Raw genomic sequence first — 19,905 nt, 5'->3', positions numbered from 1 at the left:
ACATGATCAGCCGTGTCACCAGCGGGATGATGGCCCGCACCGCGAGTGCGAACCTGCAGTCGAACCTGCAGCGCATGCACGACCTCACGGAACGGGCATCCACGCAGTCGCGCATCCTGCGGCCCTCCGACGACCCGGTCGGCACCGGCGACTCGCTGCGACTCCGGTCCGAGCACCGGGCGTCCGAGCAGCACGCACGCAACACCACGGACGGTCTGGGCTGGCTGACGGTCGCCGATTCCGCTGTCCAGACCTCGGTGGACCTGCTCCTGCGCGCGCGCGACCTCGCGCTGCAAGGCGCGACCGGGACGGCATCCCCGCAGGCGCGCGAGGCGCTGGCCGAGGAGATCGACGGTATCCGCGAGGCGTTGCTGACGGAGGCGAACGCCTCCTACAACGGGCGCTCGGTGTTCGCGGGCACCTCCGACGGCGGGATCGCGTTCGATCAGGACGGCGTGTCCCAGGGGATCCCTGGCAGCAGCGTGCTGCGGCTCGTCGGCCCCGGGGAGCAGATCCGCGTCGATGTCGACGGCGCAGCGGTGTTCGGTTCCGGGCCGGGCTCGGCGTTCGCGGTCCTGGAGACGCTGGCAGCCGACCTGCGCGCGGGCGCCGACGTCGCCGGCTCGATCAACGCGATCGACGACCGCCGCGAAGCGATGCTGGGTCAGCTGTCCCAGGTCGGTGTGAGGTACAACAGGCTGGAGGCCGCGAAGGTGGCGGGCGAGCAACGGATGGGCCGACTGGAGGGGAGCCTGAGCGAGGTGGAGGACGTGGACCTGGCGAGGATGCTCATCGACCTCAAGTCGCAGGAGGTCGCCTACCAGTCGGCACTCGGCGTCACCTCTCGCGTTCTGCAGAGCTCTCTGATGGACTTCATCCGATGAGCGCCGTGACCTTCGTCGAGCCGATGCCGGGTCTGGGTGGCCTGGTCAGCTTCGACCTGTCTCCGGTCGACGGTGCTGACGGGCTGCTCTCCCTCACCTCGCTGGAGCGTGCCGGGGTGCGGCTGTTCCTGGTGGACGCCGGGGTGCATCTCGCCGACTACACCCCGAGCCTGTCGGCGCAGGATCGTGCGCGCGTGGGCGCGGAGCGACCCGAGGAGCTGCAGCTGCTCGTCGTGGCGAACCCGGCCGGCGACGGTGGTCTGACGGTGAACCTGATGGCTCCGGTGCTGCTGCACCGCACCGCGGCGAGGGCGTCGCAGCTGATCCTCGGCCAGGAGCGGTGGCCGTTGCGCCATCCCCTCGGCGAACCGTTGCCCTACGCGGTCTAGATGATCGACTGAGGGTGCGGGAGCACGTCGGCGATGTCGCACAGCTCGATGTCGGTGCGCGCCAGGAACGACCGGATCGTCTGGTCGAGGGTCTCGTGGGTGTCCTCGAACCGCTCACGGATCGCCTCCGCCGACCGTGACAGCCCCCACCGCATCGTCTTGTCCGTGGTCTGCAGGAACGTCAGCAGGGCGGGGTCGGAGACCCAGAGCTGCTTGACCTTCGTCACCGGCGGCGTCAGCACGAGGTGGACGAGGCTGGCGGCAGCGGCCCGTTGTCGCACCGTGTTGGCCGGCGAGTGCCGGCCGAGCACGAACTGGGCGTGCCGATGCGTGGTGTCGAGGTCCACCCCGTGGGTCCGTCTGCCCGAGATGTTGGGCGTACCGAGGATCTTCTCGTCCGGTCCCAGCACGGTTCGCACGATGTGGACGACGGCGGTGATGTTGTTGAGGAGGTGCACGCGATCAGCGCGTTGGTGCAGGAGCGCCGTCCATCCGATCGTCGCCTCGCCGACGTCGGCAGGGGGGAGCTCGCCGAGCGAGGCGCCGGTGGCACCGCGCAGGCCCTCCTGCACGTCGCGGATGGCTTGCGTCGGGGAGCTGCTGACGAGGAAGTTCGCGATCTGCCGCCACGCGGCGTAGGCGGGGTCGTCGGCGGGTGTGTCGGCGCCCAGGCCCTGCGGCTGTGTCGGTGCCGCGGGTGGATGCCGCAGCGGAGGCACGTGCCGTTGCCGAGGGGGTGAGACCTCGAAGCCGAGCCGCTGGAAGATGCGTCGAGCGGTGTCGCTGGTGAACTCGGCTCGATAGATGCCGAGACAGAGCTCGAGAGCCTGCTTGACCGGCCAGCGGTGGCCGAGCACGGCGACCCAGTGAGCCTGGACCGGCTCGGGTCGGCGGCCGGTCAGCACAGCGCGGACCTGGTCGGCGTCGATGTGGTGCGAGCGGCCCTGGATCGTGAAGCGCATACCTGTCGGGTGGTGGGAGCGTTGGCGACGCTCTCGATCGTTCCACGCTTTCGCCACCGACGCGACACGAGCCCCGGTCGTATCCTGGGCCGAGACACGTCGGCAGCGGGGAGGCCAGCATGAGCGTCGCCTTCAGCCTCGCCGCCCAGGACGCGGATGTGGCCGGCTGGCACCTGGTGTGCGGAGCCGAGGGCCGCCTCAACGGGAACCCCGTGAGCTATCGCGAGGCGAACCTGATCAGTGTCGTGCACAGGGCCGCGTGCACCGAGAGCGGGTGCCGCACAGCAGGTCCCGCTCGCGAGGTGGCCTACGTGCACCCCGACCTCGCGACCGTGGTCACGATGCCCGCGAGCAGCGCAGCCGCCATCCTCGCGGCCATCGGTGTCTCGCCCGCAGAGCGCGATACAAGTACCGGCAGCATGAACGCCACCGCGTTCAAGGGGGCGCTGCTGCTCGCCCTCGCGCTCGCCGACACGGACGACCGGCTGGTCCAGCTGCTCGACGTCGCCGAGGCAGCGGTCCGGCAGAACCGCGACGTCTGCTGGGCGTAGACCCGCAGGCCGCTGCTGACAGTCCCTGACCCTGCGCCTCGGGCGGCGGCCCGCGACACGAATCGTGGCGCAGTCGCGGCTAAGCGGTTGCGCGCGCACTTCGTGGAGCGCTTTCGTTGTTTTCACAACGTTCACGAGCAGTGAGTGTGGCTCTGCCACAGGGTTGGAGGAAACCGGTTGACTTTCGACCTAGGGATGCGATCTACTGGGGCCGGTCGATGTCTCGAAGGAGAGAAGTCATGATCCAGAACCACCCAGTCACCCGCCGCCGTGCGCTCGGTCTGCTTGGGGCGGCGACAACCGCGACTGCCCTGGCGGCGTGCGGCCGTGAACGTCCCGACAACGAGCCCACGGCTGGCGGATCGACCTCGGGGTCGTCAGCTGCGGGATCGGTCCGGCTCGCTCTCGGGGCGCCGAACCCGGACTACGAGGCGTTCCTCACCGAGCAGGTTGGGATCTTCAACCAGTCCTACCCCGATGTCGAGGTTGAGCTGCTCTTCTACCCGCCGCCCGAGTACGCCAACGCGATCAACCTGGCGTTCACCTCGGGTGAGGGGCCCGACGTGTACCGGCTCACGGGACCGTCGCCGGCCACGAACATGGTCAACTCCTACCGCAACGACTGGCTGCAGCCGCTGACGCCGTTCATCACCGACGAGTTCAAGGCTCGCGCCTTCGAGCCCGGCACCTGGGACAACCCTGCGATCAGCGGCCTGTACGTCGGCGAGGACGTCTACGGCCTGCCGTTCGAGTCGATGCGCTACACCCAGCTCCGGATCCTCTACTGCAACCGCCAGCTGCTCGCGGACGCCGGGTTCGACGCGCCCCCTGCGAGCTGGGGCGAGCTGCGGGAGGCCGCAGCGGCGATCACCGGCTCGGCCGACGGTGCGTACGGCTTCGGCATCTCCGGGCAGAACACCGTGGTGACGGTCGACGCCATGCAGAACGTCGCCGGGCCCGGCATGGCCGGCATCGCACCCATCAACTACACCAACGGCACAGCAGGCGCTTCGCACGAGAGCTACGTGAGCGTCGTCGACCTGATCAGTGGCCTCAACGCCGACGGCTACATCACGCCCGGCTTCGAGTCTTGGGACGCCCAGCGACCGATCCAGGAGTTCGCTCTCGGCACCCTCGGCATGTACGTGGGAGCCAACTTTCACGCGGCCCGGATCCGGGAGACCAACCCCGATCTCGAGTTCGACATGGCGATCATCCCGGTCCCGGACTCTGGTCGCGGTGGGTACCAGCGGGTCACCGGGCTGAACCAGCCGTACTGGGGCATGGCCAAGACGGCGCAGGCGCCCGAGGCTGCGTGGGCCCTGATGGACTTCATGAGCACCCCCGAGTTCCAGAGCGCCGCGTACTCGGCGCTGGCGCTGATCCCCGCGCTCACGGACGCGCTCGACGGCGTCGAGATCTCCGAGGACACCCAGCGGCTGCTGGAGATCATGGACGAGTCCATCCGCACGGCGCCCAACGTGCTCGAGAACGGCCTGGACGCCGATCAGCTGCTCTCGGCTGCCACCGGTGCGGCCCCCACCCCGAACGCCACGGAGCTCTACACCCGGTCGATCACCGAGGGTGCGGACTACGCGGGCCCGGCGGCCGAGTTCGACGCGGCCTTCGACACGGTCATCGACGAGACCGTGACGAAGCTCCAGGCCGACGGTCTCGACGTGGACCGCGCCGATCTGGCGTTCCCCGACTGGGACCCGCTCGAGGGGTACGCAGGCTGACGCATGGCAGTCATCGCGAACCCGGACGCGGCCCTGCAGCAGCGCGACCCAGGACCGTCTCGGAGCGGCAAGGACGGCCTCTGGTCGCAGATCAAGAAGCACCGGTGGAACTACGTCTTCGTGGCGCCCATGGTCGTGCTGCTGGTCATGTTCACCATCTGGCCGATCGTGGCGAGCTGGGCCTACGGGTTCTTCGACTGGGACGGCTTCGGCCCGCTCGAGGACTTCATCGGTCTGGACAACTACCGCGAAGCGGCGGGTGACCCCGCCTTCTGGCGCGCGTTCGGCAACACGTTCTGGTTCGCTGCCGCCTCCTTGTTCGTGCAGGCGCCGCTGGCGCTGCTGTTCGCGCTGCTGCTCAACAACCCGCGGCTGTTCGGCCGCAACGTCTATCGGGTGCTGATCTTCATCCCCGTCGTGAGCACGACGGCGGTGGTTGGACTGGTCTTCTCCGTGCTGCTGGACACGAACCGCGGTCCCATCAACGTGGTGCTGACGCAGCTCGGGCTGGACCCGGTGAACTTCCTCGGCGACTCGACGACCGCCCTGGCGACGGTCATCGCCGTCGAGACCTGGCGTGGCCTCGGCATCACGATGATCTACTGGCTCGCCGCGCTGCAGACCATCCCGGCCGAGCTCTACGAGGCGGCGAAGATCGACGGTGCCGGCAAGTGGCGGATGTTCCGCTCCATCACGGTGCCGTTGCTCGCGCCTTTCGCGGCCATCATCCTGCTGCTGACGTTCATCACCAGCTTCAATGCCTTCGACATCGTGCAGACGATGACCGCCGGCGGACCGAACGGTGCCAGCGACATCGTGCAGACCTACATCTTCAGGTACGCGTTCGCACCCACCCAGTTCATACCGCGCTTCGGCTTCGCCTCCGCGGCGGCCCTGCTCTTCGGGATGGTGGTCATGGTCATCACGCTCGTCCAGATCCTCGTGGTGCGCCGCGCTCGGCGACGTGCCGCAGGGCTGGAGGCGGCGCGATGACCGCGACGCTCACCCGCACCAGTGCTGACACCACCCCGACGGCGGCCCGGCCGCCCCGCCGCGGTGGCGGCCTGCGCCGCCAGCGCTCGATGGGTCGAGCCGGCCGAGCCGTGACCCACGCGATCCTGCTGCCGCTGGTCTTCCTCTGGGTCTACCCGTACGCCTGGTCGATGGTCTCGAGCATCCGGCCGCAGGCGGAGACGCTGCTCGGCGGCGCCAGCCTGATCCCGGACGAGCTGACTTTCAGCAACTTCGAGCGCGCGTGGGAGCAGGCGAGGTTCGAGACCTACACCACGAACACCGTGATCGTCACGATCGCGGTCGTGATCCTCACCATCGCGATCTCCGCGCTCGCGGGCTACGCCCTGGGCCGCGGGAACATGCCGGGGAAGAAGATCATCATCGGGACGCTGATCGTCACGATGTTCCTGCCCAAGGGCTTCACGATCATCCCGGTGTTCCTGCTGATCGACTCGCTCGGCATCAACAACTCGCTCTGGGCCGTGATCCTCGCCGAGGCGGGGCCGGCCCACATCATGCCGATCCTGCTGTACATCGGGTACTTCGCCTCGATCCCGCGGGACCTGCAGGAGGCGGCCACGGTCGACGGCGCCGGCTACGTGCGCACGTTCTGGTCCGTCATGTTCCCGATGGCGCGCCCGGTGACCGCGACCGTGGCGATCTTCTCGTTCATCGGCGCGTGGAACGCGTTCCTCGTCCCGCTGGTGTTCACTCTCAGTGCGCCGGAGCTGCGCACGCTGGGTGTCGGGATCTACGCCTTCTTCGGCGAGAACTCGATCGACTGGGGCGGGCTCGCCGCGGCCTCGGTGATCGCGGTCGTGCCGGTGATCGCGGTGTTCCTGTGGTTGCAGAAGTACTTCGTGGACGGCATCGCGGGGTCGATCAAGGGATGACCCAGCAACCAGACATCCTGCTGATCCTCGCCGACCAATGGGGCGCCGCAAGCGTGGGCGCCTACGGCTGCGACGTCGACGGCGTCACCCCGCACCTCGACGCGCTCGCCGCCCGGGGCGTCCGGTACGACCGGCACTACACCCCGACCCCCATCTGCGGCCCGTCGCGCAACGCGATGCTCACCGGGCGCTCGCCCTCGGTCACCGGGGTGGTCGCCAACGACATCGAGCCACGAGCAGACATCCCGTTCTTCACCCAGGAGCTGCGCGAGGCCGGCTACCGGACCGCGGGCGTGGGCAAGTTCCACTTCACGCCGCACACGAACTACCCGCCGAGCGACCTCGACCACCTGGGCTTCGACGACGTCCAGGTGACCGAGGACACCCGGCACGGCCCGTGGCTGGACTGGGTGGCGGCCGAACACCCGCAGCACTACGAGGCCGCCTTCGCCACGGCGTGGCCGACGCCGTACCTCGCCTCGTTGCCTCCGGACGGGCGGGACGCCCGGCCGGAGTGGGCCGCTGCCCGCGCACGGCACGTGGAGCCGCTGACGCGCCCGCCGCACCGGCGGATCGCGCACCCCTCGCCGCTCCCGGAGGAGGTGCACCAGTCGACCTGGATAGCGGACCGCACGATCGCGGACATCCGCGCCTGCGAGGCCGCGCCGACGACGCCCGCCTTCCACTACGTCTCCTTCGTGGACCCGCACGACCCCTACGACCCGCCGCCGAGCTGGGCGGCGCGGTTCGACTGGCGCGCGATGCCGGCGCCGGTCCCGCAGGAGTGGGCGCGCGCTGGGGCGGCGTGGGAGTACGGCGCGTTCCAGGACTCGAAGTTCGAGCTCGACACCTTCGACGACGAGACCTGGGCCAGGCTGCGAGCCGCCTTCTACGCGTCCGCAGCGTTCGTCGACGACCAGATCGGCAGGATCCTGCAGGCCGTCGAGGAGTCGGGCCGGGAGACCCTGGTGCTCTTCACGACCGATCACGGCGACCTCATCGGCGACCACGGGCTGCTCATGAAGGGGCCGTGGCACTACGACAAGGCCATCCGGTGCCCGATGATCGTCGCAGGCGCTGAGACCACCGTCGGAGCGGTCGTCGGGACCCTGACCAGCCACCTCGACCTGCGCCCGACCATCCTGGAGGCAGCGGGCATCGACGCGGGCCTCGGAGAGGGCTCGGCCCTGCCCCGGCGGACGGCCGAGCTCCTCGATCCGACCGCTCGAGAGCGGTTGGTCGTGGAGACGAACACCTCCTACGTCGCACCGGAGCGAGACCAGGTTCGCACCCTGATCACTGCGGATGGGTGGCGCCTGACGATCTTCTGCGACCAGGCATACGGAGAGCTGTTCGACCTCGTGAACGACCCGCACGAGCAGCACAACCTCTTCGACGACCCGGGGCACCTGCGGCGTCGGTTGGCGATGACGGAAGCGCTGATCGCCGAGAGCGCCGCAGCGGTGATGGCGCGCTACGACCAGCCCGCAGCGCGCCCCCGGGCGGTGACGGTCGGATGACGGCGCCGTGGCACCTGCTGGACGACCGGATCCGCGGCTTCTGGGACCTCGACCGTGCCCGGGCCGGCGACGCAGAGGTCGCTGCCGACGAGACCCTGCTCTGGTTGCCGTGTGCGTACACGACCGCAGGCGGCGCGCACACCGAGCACTTCGCCGAGATGTACGGCTGGGACACCCACTTCATCAATCTCGGGTTGCTGGCGCACGACCGCACCGATCTCGTACTCGGACACCTGCAGAACCAGCTCCACATGATCGAGCGGTACGGCCGGGTGCTCAACGGCAACCGGAGCTACTACCTCACGCGCGGACAGCCGCCGGTGCTGGCCGCCAGCATCGCGGCCTACCTGGCGCATCCTGCCGTCAACGAGGACGACGCCGAGGTCACCACCCTGATCGGCCGCGGTGCCGCCCTGCTCGCGCGTGAGCACGACGGCTACTGGGGCGCCGACCACCACGTGACCGCGAGCGGTCTCACCCGTGCGGTCGACCTGGGCGACCCCAGGCTGCGCGCCGAGCTCGCCTCCGAGGCCGAGACCGGGCTCGACTTCACGCCGATCTTCGGCGGTGACGCCCGCCGCTGCGTCCCGCTGGTGCTCAACTGCGCGCTCGCCAGGACCGCCGAGGTGATCGCCGACCTGCACGAGCGGCTCGGGAGCACCCCGGCAGCAGAGCACTGGCGCGCGGTGCGCGAGGCCCGGTCCGCGGCGATCACGCGCCTGTGCTGGGATGGCGAGAGCTTGTTCTTCTTCGAGCACGACGTCGTGGCCGGTCACCAGATCCCGGTCCGGTCGCTCGCCGCGTACTGGACGATGTGGGCGGGCATCGCCTCACCCGAGCAGGCGCAGGCGCTGGTCGCGGCGCTGCCGGCCTTCCGCGGCGCCGGCGGGCTGACCTTCACGGACCGGTCTGCGCCGAGCCCGCACCAGGACCTCCCGGTGCTGCAGTGGGCCCACCCCTCGGGCTGGCCGCCGATGCAGATGGTCGTCGTCGAGGGTCTGCAGCGGTACGGGTACCACCAGCTGGCCACCGAGATCGCACGTGACTTCACCGACCTGCAGGTGCGCGTGCACGCCGAGACCGGTGAGCTCTGGGAGCGCTACGACGTCGTCGGCGGCGGTGTCGACCTGCCCGTCGAGCGATATCCGGTCGTCCCGATGCACGGCTGGGCGGCCGCCTCGGCCGCCGTGCTGGGTCGCCTCGCCTACACCGAGAGGAAGGTGGCGGCGCCATGAACCGCCCGAACATCATCTACCTGCACACCCATGACACCGGCCGCATGGTCAGCCCCTACGGTCACGCGGTTCCAACGCCACGGCTGCAACAGCTCGCGGAGGAGTCGGTGCTCTTCCGACAGGCGTTCTCCGCCGCTCCGACGTGCTCGCCGAGTCGCGCCGGTCTGCTCACCGGGCAGGCCCCGCACTCCGCAGGCATGCTCGGGCTGGCCCACATGGGCTGGAGTCTGAAGGACTACCGCCAGCACCTGGTGCACCCGCTCCACGAGGCCGGCTACCGGTCCGCGATGGTCGGTGTGCAGCATGTGGCGCCTGGCCCCGACGAGGGTGACGTGATCGGGTACCACGAGCACCTGCGCACCTCCGGGCGGCTCGCCCACCACATCGCCGACGCCGCCGTCGACTTCCTCGGAGGAACCCACGAGCAGCCCTTCTTCCTGTCGGTCGGTTTCGTCGAGACGCATATCCTCCCCACCGACGGCGCTACGTTCGGCTACCCCGCACGCGACGACCGCTACGTCGCGCCGCCGCCGACGCTCCCCGACACGCCCCAGGTGCGAGCGGACGTGGCGAGCTTCCACGCCGCGGCGGAGGCGTTCGACACGGCGCTCGGGCGGGTGCTCGACGCGCTGGACGCGCACGGTCTCCGGGAGAGCACGATCGTGCTGGTCACGACCGACCACGGCGTCGCGCTACCCGGCATGAAGGCGACGCTGACCGATCTCGGCACCGGTGTCATGATGCTGCTGCAAGGTCCCGGTCTGCCGCCCGGCAGGGTGTGCGACGCGCTCGTCTCCCAGATCGACGTGGTTCCGACGCTGTGCGAGCTGATCGGCATCGACGTGCCGCCGTGGGTGCAGGGCCGCAGCGTGCTCCCGGCTTTGCGCGACGGCGCCGAGGTCAACGAGGCGGTGTTCGCCGAGATGACCTATCACGTCGCCTACGAGCCGGCGCGCTCGGCGCGGACCCGCCGGTGGCGGTACACGAGACGGTTCGGGGAGCGTAGGTCACCGGTGCTGCCCAACACCGACGACAGCCCGAGCAAGGATGTGTGGGTCGAGGCCGGGTGGCGTGACCGCACGGTCGCCGAGGAGGAGCTGTTCGACCTCGTGCTCGACCCCGGCGAGCGGCGCAACCTCGCCCAGGACCCGGCGCTGCACGACGTACTGAGCCAGATGCGAGCGCTCCTCGACGACTGGATGCAGCGCACCGACGACCCGATCCTGTCCGGCCCGATCGCCCAGCCGGCCGGCTTCCCGTACGTGCACGCCGACCGGACCTCGCCCGAGGAGGTCGACACGTGAGCGCGGTCGTGGTGACCGGCGCGGCCGGGATGCTCGGCCGGGTCGTGGTCGGCGAGCTCGAGGCCAGCGGCCGGCGCGTGGTTCGCCTGCTCCGGCCCGAGGACGAGGTGGCCACGGAGGAGGTGGCGCAGCCCACCGTGCTCGGCGACGCCACCGACATCTCCGTGGTGTCGCAGGCGTGCGAGATCGCGCACCGGCTCGCGGGCGGCGGCGACGTCGGCGTCGTGCACCTGGCGGCGATGCCCTCGCCGGGGGTGCGCCCGCAGGACCGCGTGTTCCCCAACAACACCGCGGCGACGTACGCGGTCCTCGAGGCAGCGGGCCGTGCCGGCCTGCGGCGCGCCGTGATCGCGTCCAGCATCTCCGCGCTCGGGTTCGCGTTCGGGCGGGCGGACCTGCGGCCGGAGTTCGTGCCGGTCGACGAGACGCACCCCACCTACGCCGAGGACGCCTACGCGCTGTCGAAGGTGACCGACGAGGCCACCGCGCACATGATGCAGCGGCGCTGGGGCATGGACGTGATCGCGCTCCGGCTCCCGTTCGTCGGCCACGGGCAGCGACTGGACCGCAGGCTCGCGGAGGCCGCCGCGGATCCAGGCGCCCTGCGCGGCGACCTGTGGGGCTGGCTCCACACCGCCGATGCGGCGCGGGCGTTCCGGCTCGCGCTCGAGGCGTCGACCTCGGGGGCGCACGTCGTGACCGTGGCAGCCCCGGACACGGTCAGCGAGATCCCGACGCCGGAGCTGCTCGCCCGCTACCTGCCCGAGGTCCCCGTGCGTGCCCCGCTCGAGGGGTTCTCGACCGTGCTCGACTGCCACCGCGCCGCGTCCCTGCTGGGCTTCACGGCCGAGCACGGCTGGCGCACCCACGATCGCTCCGGCGTCGTGCCCGCGACCACCCGGTCGTGAGGCGCCGGAGAAGAGGAGAGGAAAGATCATGCTGAAGCCACGTCGTCGTGGCCGGCTCGCAGCGGTCCCCGCCGCTCTTGCCCTCGCCGTCCCGCTGCTCGCGGCCTCGCCCGCGAGTGCCGCAGACCCACCCGACATCGCCCAGACCACGTTCGGCAGCATCTTCGTCGACACCTCCACGGCGTCGTTCGCCGTGACGACCGGCGCGCCCGCGACCTGGCTGGTGATCGACGACCAGGGCCGGCCGCTCGCCGAGGGCGAGCTGGAGGCCGGTGCGAGCCCGCTGACCGTGCCCGGGCTGCCGATCGGGCAGTACACCCTGATCGTCACCGACGAGGCGGGCGCGAGCGACTCGACGCCGTTCGCCGTCGTGACCTCCTTCGACGGCGACCGGGACGTGCGGTTCGGCCTGAACACCAAGTTCGGTCTGCCCGCCGAGGCGCCCGGGAGCGTACCGACCTGGAACCCCGTCACCGAGACCTACGACCCGATGGGGACCTCCCGCTACGGGCAGGAGCTCAACGCCGCGCTGGAGCTGAGTGGCACCGGCGGCGTGCGCGACACCATCGCCTGGAACCAGTTCGAGCCGGAGGAGGCTCGGTACGAGGGCGGGCCGGAATGGTACGACACCTACATCGCGGCGACGGCCGAGATGGACGCCCCGACGCTGGTGATCCTCTCCTACGGCAACAAGCTGTACGACGTCGACGCCCAGGGCGTGGGTGCTGCGCCGTACACCGAGGAGGGCATCGCGGCCTACGCCGCCTACGCCCGTGAGGTGCTGACGCGCTACGAGGGCCAGGTCGACGCCGTCGAGATCTGGAACGAGTACAACGGCAGGGAGGCGCCCTGGAACCGGGGCCCGTGCAAGGCCGACGCGCGCTGCTACTACGAGATGCTCAAGGTCACCTACGAGGTGGTCAAGGAGACGCACCCGGAGGCCACGATCGTGGGCCCCGCCGGGGTGACGATCCCCTACGCCTGGCTCGACGAGCTGTTCTCCTACGGCGCTCTCGACTACCTCGACGCCGTGTCGGTCCACCCGTACGGGTTCCCGGCGTCGCCCGAGTCGGGTTACGGCAACCCGAACTTCGAGGGTGTCGGCCTGGAGGCCAGGATCGCGGACCTCGATGCGCTCGTGCGCGAGCACAACGGCGGCGAGTCGAAGCCGCTGTGGTTCACGGAGATCGGCTGGGGCTCCTACGAGGCCCCGCGCGGGGTCAGCGAGGCGGTCCAGGCCGACTACCTGGTGCGCTCGCACGTGCTGGCGCTGTCCGCGGGCGTGGACCGGATGTACTGGTACTCGCTTCGCAACGACCGCACCCTGCCCGCCGGGCCGGGCGCGAACTGGGGGCTGCTACGCAACGAGGGCGATCCGCTCGGCAGCAACGCACCGAAGGAGGCGTTCACCGCGTACGCCACCATGACGCGGCTGCTCTCCGGCGCGGCAGCGAGCGGTCGGGAGGAGGCTCCCGACGGCGTCCGCAGCTATGTGTTCACCCGGGCGGACGGCGAGCAGGTCCGGGTGCTCTGGTCGCCCGACGGTCCTCAGGACGTCACGCTGAGCGTGGCCGACGACGTGACGGCGACACGGATCGACGGCGACTCGCGGGCCCTCACGCCTGACGGCGGCCGGGTCTACCTCACGATCGGCCAGGAGCCGATCTACGTCGAGGGCGATGTCAGCGACATCGGCGCCGGTTCCCGGATCGAGGTGAGCGCACCGGCCTCCGCGACGCAGGGTGCTGAGGTGACGGTGACGGTGACCGTGGACAGCACCGGCGAGTCTCGACCGACGGTGGCCCGGCTCGAGATCGAGGGCCAGCGCCTGAACGTGACGACACCTCCGCGGCAGGTCCGCACGGACGGTGCGACCGTGCCGGTCGGGCCAGGGGTCGAGACGACCCCGCTCGAGGGGCAGGCGCAGGTCTACACCCGCACCGTGCTCGTCGATGTCCAGATCAAGCATGAGCAGAGCGGTTGGCTGGCAGCAGAGGTGCTGGTGGATCGTCTGTGAGATCGCTCGACCTCCGCAGCGAGGTCGCGTGGCGTGGTGCCGTCGAGGTCGTGGACCTCGGCGGCACCATCACCCCGTGGCGGCTGCCACCCGCGCGCCGGGACTGCTTCGACGCCGCCGACCTCGTCACGCTGTGCCTCGGCATCAACGTGCACGGCGCGGCGACGCACTCCAGGCGCAGCCTGCGGCCCGCGGTCCTCGGCTTTCTGGCCACGGTCTGCGACGGGCACCCCGACGTGCCGGTGCAGGTGATCAGCCCGCTGCCCACGCTGCGCTCAGCCGACGAGACCAACCTGCACGGCCTGACCCTGGGCGAGGTGCGCGACGCCGTCGAGCCGTCGGTGCAGATCCTGCGGGCCGACGGCGCCACCCAGCTCGAGCTCGTGCCAGGCCCGGCGATCTTCGACCCGACCGAGCCGGGCGTCATGCACGACCGGATCCACCCGAGCGAGGTCGGCTACGCCCGCATCGCCGAGCGGATGACCCCGTACCTGTCAGCAGCGAAGGAAGCGTGATGAGCACCCCGACCAGACCCAACATCGTGTTCGTGATGTCCGACGACCACGCGGCACACGCGATCGGGGCCTACGGCAGCGCCGTCGCGAGCACGCCGAGCATCGACCGAATCGCCGCGGGCGGGATGCGGTTCGACAGCTGCTTCTGCGCCAATGCGTTGTGCGCGCCGAGCCGGGCGTCGATCCTCACCGGCACGTACAACCACGTCAACGGGGTGCGCACGCTCAGCACGGAGTTCGACTCCTCACAGCCCACCTTTCCACCGCTGCTCCAGCAGGCCGGGTACCAGACGGCGGTGTTCGGGAAGTGGCACCTGGGGCACGGGGACGGGCACGACCCGGTGGGCTTCGACGACTGGTCGGTGCTGCACGAGCAGGGTCTGTACGACGACCCGGTGTTCCACGAGCCGGGCGGTGAGGTGACGCGCGAGGGGTACGTCACCGACGTCATCACCGACATGGCGCTCGAGTGGCTGGACCGCCGCGACACGGACCGGCCGTTCTGCCTGCTCGTCCACCACAAGGCACCCCACCGGCCGTTCGTGCCGGCGGCGCGCCATGCGGACCTCTACTCCGACGTCGAGATCCCCGAGCCTGAGACGTTCTGGGACGACTACTCGGGGCGGACGGGTGCGGCGGAGGCTGCCCGGATGCGGGTGGCGCGCGACCTGCGGCACGTGGATCTGAAGGAGGAGGAACCCGCCGGGTTGAGCGACCGTGAGTCTGCGTCGTGGCGGTACCGCAGGTACATGCAGGACTACCTGCGCTGCGTCGCAGCCGTGGACGAGGGGGTCGGGCGGCTGCTGGACCGGCTGCAGGAGGAGGGTATCGGCGAGGACACGGTCGTCGTCTACACCTCCGACCAGGGCTTCTTCCTCGGTGACCACGGCTGGTACGACAAGCGCTTCATGTACGAGGAGTCACTGCGGATGCCGCTGCTCATCTCCTACCCGCGTGCGGTCCAGGAGGGATCGGTGCAGACCGGGCTGGTCAGCAACGTGGACTTCTGCCAGACCATCTGCGACCTCGCAGGTGTGGAGCCTCCCGACGGCGTGCAGGGGCGGAGCATCGTGCCGCTGCTCGACGGCGAGATGCCGGGCGGCTGGCGAGACGCCGTCTACTACCGCTACTGGGAGCACGACGACGCGCAGCACGGCGTGTGGGCTCACTACGGCATCCGCACCGCCACCCACAAGCTGATCCGATACCTGCCGCAGGGCTTCGGGCTCCCGGGCACCTCCGAGGCCAGCTACCCGGAGGGATGGGAGCTGTTCGACCTCGTCGAGGACCCGCAGGAGCTGCGCAGCCGATACGACGACCCGGATTACCGGGATATCCGGGACCAGCTGCACGCTCAGCTCGAGGAGCTGATGGCGACGGTGGGCGATGTCGCCGACCCGGGGCGGCTGGCATGAAGGTCGTCGACGCGCGCGTGATCGTCACCGGCCCGGGGGCGAACTTCGTGACCCTCAAGGTGGAGACCGACGAAGGGATCCACGGCGTCGGCGATGCGACCCTTGTCGGTCGCGAGCTGGCCGTTGCCACATATCTGAGCGAGTACGTGGTTCCCATGCTGACCGGGCGGGATGCCTTCGCGATCGAGGACACCTGGCAGCTCCTGGGCCGTGGGTCTTACTGGCGCCGAGGTCCGGTGCAGACGACCGCGCAGTCAGCGGTTGACATGGCCCTCTGGGACATCAAGGGCAAAGCGCTCGGGGTGCCGGTGTACGAGCTCCTCGGGGGCCGGTCCCGTAAGGGGTTGATGTGTTACTCACACGCCCACGGCGACACGATCGAGGACGCCGTCGAGATGTTGCACACGAAGCTGGAGGCGGGCTATCGCGCGGTGCGGCTGCAGTGCGGCATCCCCGGGTTGCGCACCGTCTACGGCGTGGAGCGCGATCTGTCCGAGCAGCCTGGGACGCCGCACGAGCGGCCGTACTCGGAAAGCTGGGACACCGAGGCGTACCTGCGCATCGCGCCGATGCTGTTCGAGGCGGCACGCGAAGCCGTGGGCGGGGAGGTGCACCTGCTGCACGACGTGCACCACCGGCTGACGCCGATCGAGGCGGCGAGGCTAGGACGCGACCTCGAGCCCTACCGGTTGTTCTGGATGGAGGATGCGGTGCAGGCAGACATCCAGACCGCTTTTCGCACCGTCCGGCAGCACACGACCACGCCACTCGCCGTCGGCGAGGTGATCAATCACCTCAGCGAGTGCGAGGTGCTGATCCGGGAGCAGCTGATCGACTACATCCGCGTGGCCGCCGTGCACTGCGGCGGCATCACGGGGTTGCGGAAGATCGCCGCGTTCGCCGAGCCGTACCAGGTGCGGACCGGCTGTCACGGTGCGGCTGACATGTCACCGATCACGCTCGCCGCGGCGCTGCACTTCGGGATCTCCGCGCACAACGTCGGCATCCAGGAACGGGCGCTGCACACGCCGCAGACCGACGAGGTGTTCCCGCACGCGTACACCTTCAGCGACGGACTGCTGGACCCCGGCGAGGCGCCCGGCCTCGGCGTCGATATCGACGAAGCGCTGGCCGCCGGGTACGAGTACCGGCGGAGCTACCTGCCGGTGGCGCGGCTGCGCGACGGCACGATGACGAACTGGTGAGGCGCGCTCAGGCGGGTGTCTCCGCCTGCACCCCGAGCGTGGACTCGCCGAGCCGGATCCGGCAGGGGTGGGTGTGCCGCCCGGGCTCGTGGCGACCGGTGAGGGCGTCGAGCAGGTAGGCCGAGGCGGCACGCCCGAGACCGCGGAGGTCAGGATCGACCGTGGTCAGCACGTTCTGGCCGGTGCCGCTCATCGCCTCCCAGTTGTCCACGCCCACGAGGGCGACGTCGTCGGGCACCCGGCGCCCCGCCGCGGTGAGAGCGGCCAGGGCCCCGAACGCGATCTGGTCGTTCGAGCAGAAGATGGCATCGACGTCCGCGCCCGAGTCCAGCATCGCCGTCGTCGCGGCGATCCCGCCCGCGCGGCGCCACATGCTTGGGTACGCCCGACCGCCGGCGAGCGAGAGGCCGGCGTTCTCGAGGGCGTCGACGCAGCCCTTGGTCCGAGCCGCGCCGGCGAGGTCGTCAGGGACCGCGATGTGCGCGATCTTCGTACGGCCGAGCTCGAGCAGGTGCTCGGTGGCGATCCGGCCCACCATCTCGTTGTCGGGCACGAACGAGACGTCGTTCGGGTCGACCGACTCGCCGAAGACGTAGACGACCGGGACGTCGAATCCACCGGACACCGAGCTGAGCCGGGTGTGAAGGCCGTCGCCGATGACGAGCAGCCCGTCGACGTGACGGGCGCGGAGGTTCTCGGCGAGCCCGGACATGGCTGCGGGTTCACGGGAGGCGTCGGCGAACAGCGTGGCCATGTTGTTGTGGCCCAGGTGCGTGCTCGCTCCCACCATCACGGGACTGGTGAACACACCCGGCGCGAACTCGGTCAGCACGCCGACGAGCTGACTACGCCCGGTCGCGAACGAGCGCGCAAGGGCATTGGGTCGGAATCCCAGGCGTTCGACGGCGTCGTTGATCTTGGTGTGCGTGGCCGCCGTGAAGTGGCCCCGCCCGTTCAGCACCTTCGACGCCGTCGAGACCGAGACGCCGGCCACCGCAGCGACATCCCGCAGCGTTACTCTCCGGCCCACCGTCTACCCCCGTTCAACCGGTTGATTCGGCATCCTACCGACGATGGCGGGCACCAGCGCGCGCAAGCCCGACGACGGTGCTGAAACAGCACACCGACGGCGAGACCGCACCGTGCGATGTGCGCTCTCACCGTCAGTGTGCGGTCTCACTGCGGGCGAGCCTGGCGAGCTGCGCGGTGGGACGGGGTCAGCTGTCGATCGTGGACATGTCTCCGTAGCGGTCCCCGGCGACGGCGTCGCGCGGGACCGCGGCCTCCAGCTCGGCCAGGAGCTCGGGAGTCAGGACCACGTCGGTGGCCGCGACGTTCTCCTCCAGGTATCGGACCCGCTTGGTTCCGGGGATCGGGACCACGCTCACGCCGTCGGAGCCCGAGTGGCTGAGCACCCAGGCGAGCGCGAGCTGGCCGGGCGTGCAGCCGAGCCGCTCGGCGATCTCGCGGACCGTGGCGACCAGCGCCAGGTTGGCCTCGAGGGCCGAGCCCTGGAACCGGGGGAAGTACCCAGCGGTGCGGGAGTCGCCCTCGGCGAGCTCCGCCGTCGAGCTGATCGATCCCGTGAGGAGGCCACGACCGAGCGGCGAGTACGGCACCAGGCCGATGCCGAGCTCGGCGAGCACGGGCCAGACCTCGTCCTCGAGGTCGCGGGTGAAGAGCGAGTACTCGGTCTGCAGCGCGGTGATGGGGTGGACGGCGTGCGCGCGGCGGATGGTCTCCGCGCTCGCCTCCGACAGCCCGAGGTGGCGCACCTTGCCGGCCGCGATGAGCTCGCTCATGGCGCCGACGGTCTCCTCGATCGGGACCGTGAAGTCGACCCGGTGCTGGTAGTAGAGGTCGATGTGATCGACGCCGAGGCGCTGCAGCGAGGCGTCGGCGGCGGCGCGCACGTATTCCGGGCGGCCGTTGACGCCGAGGCTGGTGCCGTCGGCGAGGCGCTCGTTGCCGAACTTGGTGGCGAGCTGGACGGCGTCGCGACCCTGGCTGCTGCCGGCGATCGCGCGGCCGACGAGCTGCTCGTTGGTGAAGGGTCCGTACATGTCGGCGGTGTCGAGGAAGGTGACCCCGAGGTCGAGGGCGCGGTGGATGGTCTCGACCGCGGACTGCTCGTCGGGGCTGCCGTAGAACTCGCTCATCCCCATGCAGCCGAGGCCGAGCGAGGAGACGGTGAGGGCGGAGGTGGTGCCGAGGGTGACTGGGTGAGTGCTCATGTCCGGCAGTCAAACCCTTCGAGCGCGCTCGAAGTCAAGCGCTGATCTGCAGGCGTTCGGTGTAGAGGGCGATCTTGTCCTCGACGGCGCCGAGATGCTCGGTGACCTCGGCGAGCTGGGCGATCACGCGCCGTCGGTGCGCGTCGAGGAGGGCGAGGCGGGCATCTTCGTTGCCCTCGCCCGCGCGGACCAGCTCGGCGTAGCGGCGCATGTCGCGGATCGGCATGCCCGTGCCGCGCAGGCAGGTGAGCATGACGATCCAGCTGACGTCGTGATCGTCGTAGACGCGGCGCCCGCCGGCGTCCCTGGCGACTGGTCCGAGCAGCAGGTCGTCGCGCTCGTAGTAGCGCAGCGTGTGGGTGGTGAGGTTGGTGCGTTCGGCGACGTCGGAGATCGAGTACGGCATAGGGCAGTCTCACTCTTCGAGTGCGCTCGAAGTCAAGGGGGTCGACGACGGCGCTCGCCGCGTCAGGCGGCCCAGGCCGCCCGCATCCGCTTGTCTCGGGCGACTCCTCGCCACTGCACGACGATCCCCAGGATCGCCAGCACAAGGGCAACGATCCCCGCCCAGAGCGGGACACCGCCGTCGGGCACATAGCCCGCCTCGAGATCGGCGACATCGAGCTGCCCGAGCAGCACGAGCAGACCGGTGACGGCGATGTTCGCACCCGCGAGCGCGGTGAGGACGATGAGGATGCCGGCGGGGAGGTCGGTGACGATCGCCAGCACGATCGCGAGCAGCGCCGCGGCGCCGGCGACGATCCAGATGAGGGCGCGGTTGTCCACGCCGAGGGCGGCGAGCACGGCGGTGGCGATGGTGAAGCCGAGGGCGCCCATGCCGAGCAGCACCGCTACCTGGTAGAAGGCGTAGGCGAGCAGGCCGAGCAGGAGCGCGCCGACGATGGCGCCCACCCAGGTGAAGGTGGTGGCGAGGAAGCCCTCACCGGTCACGCTGGCGACGAGCGCGCCGCCGAAGATGAAGCCCATCCATGCGCCGAGCAGGCTGATGATGATCCGGAGCGCGACGTAGCCACGCAGGCACACGATCAGGCCGATGAGGACGGCGATGATGCCGACCACGAGTTCGCCGCCCATGTGGTGCCTCCGATCGATGCGGTGT

General features: G+C 70.2%; 19 protein-coding genes. 14 read left to right on the top strand and 5 right to left on the bottom strand.

Going from position 1 to position 19,905, the window contains the following annotated elements:
- The first annotated feature begins 2 nt into the window (after positions 1 to 2).
- The gene (gene flgL / locus GPA03_RS19260) at positions 3 to 884 is read left to right on the top strand and encodes a flagellar hook-associated protein FlgL (protein ID WP_156253685.1); all 882 of its coding nucleotides are present in this window, start codon (positions 3 to 5) and stop codon (positions 882 to 884) included.
- The gene (locus GPA03_RS19255; protein ID WP_156253684.1) at positions 881 to 1,273 is read left to right on the top strand and encodes a flagellar assembly protein FliW; all 393 of its coding nucleotides are present in this window, start codon (positions 881 to 883) and stop codon (positions 1,271 to 1,273) included. The genes flgL and GPA03_RS19255 overlap by 4 nt, the downstream gene beginning before the upstream one ends.
- Here GPA03_RS19255 and GPA03_RS19250 read toward each other — a convergent pair.
- Complete coding sequence (locus GPA03_RS19250; protein WP_156253683.1) at positions 1,270 to 2,235, bottom strand: hypothetical protein; 966 nt, start codon at positions 2,233 to 2,235, stop codon at positions 1,270 to 1,272. The genes GPA03_RS19255 and GPA03_RS19250 overlap by 4 nt on opposite strands.
- A gap of 119 nt (positions 2,236 to 2,354) precedes the next feature.
- Between GPA03_RS19250 and GPA03_RS19245 the strand changes: the two genes are divergently transcribed.
- The 12 genes from GPA03_RS19245 to manD all read left to right on the top strand — a co-directional run bounded on the left by GPA03_RS19245 (position 2,355) and on the right by manD (position 16,551).
- Entirely contained in the window at positions 2,355 to 2,786 is a 432-nt protein-coding gene (locus tag GPA03_RS19245) for a hypothetical protein (protein WP_156253682.1), read from the top strand.
- A gap of 239 nt (positions 2,787 to 3,025) precedes the next feature.
- Positions 3,026 to 4,525 carry an ABC transporter substrate-binding protein gene (locus GPA03_RS19240; protein WP_162458437.1) on the top strand — a complete coding sequence of 500 codons (1,500 nt, stop codon included), beginning with the start codon at positions 3,026 to 3,028 and terminating at the stop codon, positions 4,523 to 4,525.
- Positions 4,526 to 4,528: 3 nt separating this feature from the next.
- Complete coding sequence (locus GPA03_RS19235) at positions 4,529 to 5,518, top strand: carbohydrate ABC transporter permease (RefSeq protein ID WP_156253680.1); 990 nt, start codon at positions 4,529 to 4,531, stop codon at positions 5,516 to 5,518.
- Positions 5,515 to 6,432, top strand: a complete 918-nt coding sequence (locus tag GPA03_RS19230; protein WP_206673651.1) for a carbohydrate ABC transporter permease — start codon at positions 5,515 to 5,517, stop codon at positions 6,430 to 6,432. The genes GPA03_RS19235 and GPA03_RS19230 overlap by 4 nt, the downstream gene beginning before the upstream one ends.
- Positions 6,429 to 7,952, top strand: a complete 1,524-nt coding sequence (locus GPA03_RS19225; RefSeq protein WP_156253679.1) for a sulfatase family protein — start codon at positions 6,429 to 6,431, stop codon at positions 7,950 to 7,952. Before GPA03_RS19230 ends, GPA03_RS19225 begins: the two co-directional genes overlap by 4 nt.
- Positions 7,949 to 9,187, top strand: a complete 1,239-nt coding sequence (locus tag GPA03_RS19220) for a trehalase family glycosidase (protein ID WP_156253678.1) — start codon at positions 7,949 to 7,951, stop codon at positions 9,185 to 9,187. The genes GPA03_RS19225 and GPA03_RS19220 overlap by 4 nt, the downstream gene beginning before the upstream one ends.
- Positions 9,184 to 10,491, top strand: coding sequence for a sulfatase family protein (locus GPA03_RS19215; protein ID WP_156253677.1), 1,308 nt, complete (start codon positions 9,184 to 9,186; stop codon positions 10,489 to 10,491). Before GPA03_RS19220 ends, GPA03_RS19215 begins: the two co-directional genes overlap by 4 nt.
- Positions 10,488 to 11,399, top strand: a complete 912-nt coding sequence (locus tag GPA03_RS19210) for an NAD-dependent epimerase/dehydratase family protein (protein ID WP_156253676.1) — start codon at positions 10,488 to 10,490, stop codon at positions 11,397 to 11,399. Before GPA03_RS19215 ends, GPA03_RS19210 begins: the two co-directional genes overlap by 4 nt.
- A gap of 28 nt (positions 11,400 to 11,427) precedes the next feature.
- Positions 11,428 to 13,416 carry a hypothetical protein gene (locus GPA03_RS19205; protein ID WP_156253675.1) on the top strand — a complete coding sequence of 663 codons (1,989 nt, stop codon included), beginning with the start codon at positions 11,428 to 11,430 and terminating at the stop codon, positions 13,414 to 13,416.
- Positions 13,413 to 13,931, top strand: coding sequence for an SGNH/GDSL hydrolase family protein (locus GPA03_RS19200; RefSeq protein ID WP_156253674.1), 519 nt, complete (start codon positions 13,413 to 13,415; stop codon positions 13,929 to 13,931). The genes GPA03_RS19205 and GPA03_RS19200 overlap by 4 nt, the downstream gene beginning before the upstream one ends.
- Complete coding sequence (locus GPA03_RS19195; RefSeq protein WP_156253673.1) at positions 13,931 to 15,346, top strand: sulfatase family protein; 1,416 nt, start codon at positions 13,931 to 13,933, stop codon at positions 15,344 to 15,346. The genes GPA03_RS19200 and GPA03_RS19195 overlap by 1 nt, the downstream gene beginning before the upstream one ends.
- Positions 15,343 to 16,551 (top strand): D-mannonate dehydratase ManD, encoded by a 1,209-nt coding sequence (gene manD, locus GPA03_RS19190; protein ID WP_156253672.1) that lies wholly within the window; start codon positions 15,343 to 15,345, stop codon positions 16,549 to 16,551. The genes GPA03_RS19195 and manD overlap by 4 nt, the downstream gene beginning before the upstream one ends.
- A gap of 7 nt (positions 16,552 to 16,558) precedes the next feature.
- On the opposite strand, the gene GPA03_RS19185 is transcribed toward manD, so the two are convergent.
- From GPA03_RS19185 to GPA03_RS19170, 4 genes are all read right to left on the bottom strand, one after another.
- Positions 16,559 to 17,581 (bottom strand): LacI family DNA-binding transcriptional regulator, encoded by a 1,023-nt coding sequence (locus GPA03_RS19185; RefSeq protein ID WP_156253671.1) that lies wholly within the window; start codon positions 17,579 to 17,581, stop codon positions 16,559 to 16,561.
- A gap of 187 nt (positions 17,582 to 17,768) precedes the next feature.
- Positions 17,769 to 18,785, bottom strand: a complete 1,017-nt coding sequence (locus GPA03_RS19180; protein WP_156253670.1) for an aldo/keto reductase — start codon at positions 18,783 to 18,785, stop codon at positions 17,769 to 17,771.
- 34 nt (positions 18,786 to 18,819) lie between these two features.
- Positions 18,820 to 19,191: a MerR family transcriptional regulator gene (locus tag GPA03_RS19175; RefSeq protein WP_156253669.1), complete on the bottom strand. Its 372-nt coding sequence runs from the start codon at positions 19,189 to 19,191 to the stop codon at positions 18,820 to 18,822.
- Between the two features lie 62 nt (positions 19,192 to 19,253).
- Positions 19,254 to 19,880, bottom strand: a complete 627-nt coding sequence (locus GPA03_RS19170; RefSeq protein ID WP_156253668.1) for a TM7S3/TM198-like domain-containing protein — start codon at positions 19,878 to 19,880, stop codon at positions 19,254 to 19,256.
- Positions 19,881 to 19,905: the final 25 nt, after the last annotated feature.

This window comes from Pseudactinotalea terrae (assembly GCF_009733845.1).
In the GTDB taxonomy this organism is placed as follows: Bacteria; Actinomycetota; Actinomycetes; order Actinomycetales; family Beutenbergiaceae; genus Pseudactinotalea; species Pseudactinotalea terrae.
This window is presented reverse-complemented; position numbering and strand designations above follow the sequence as displayed.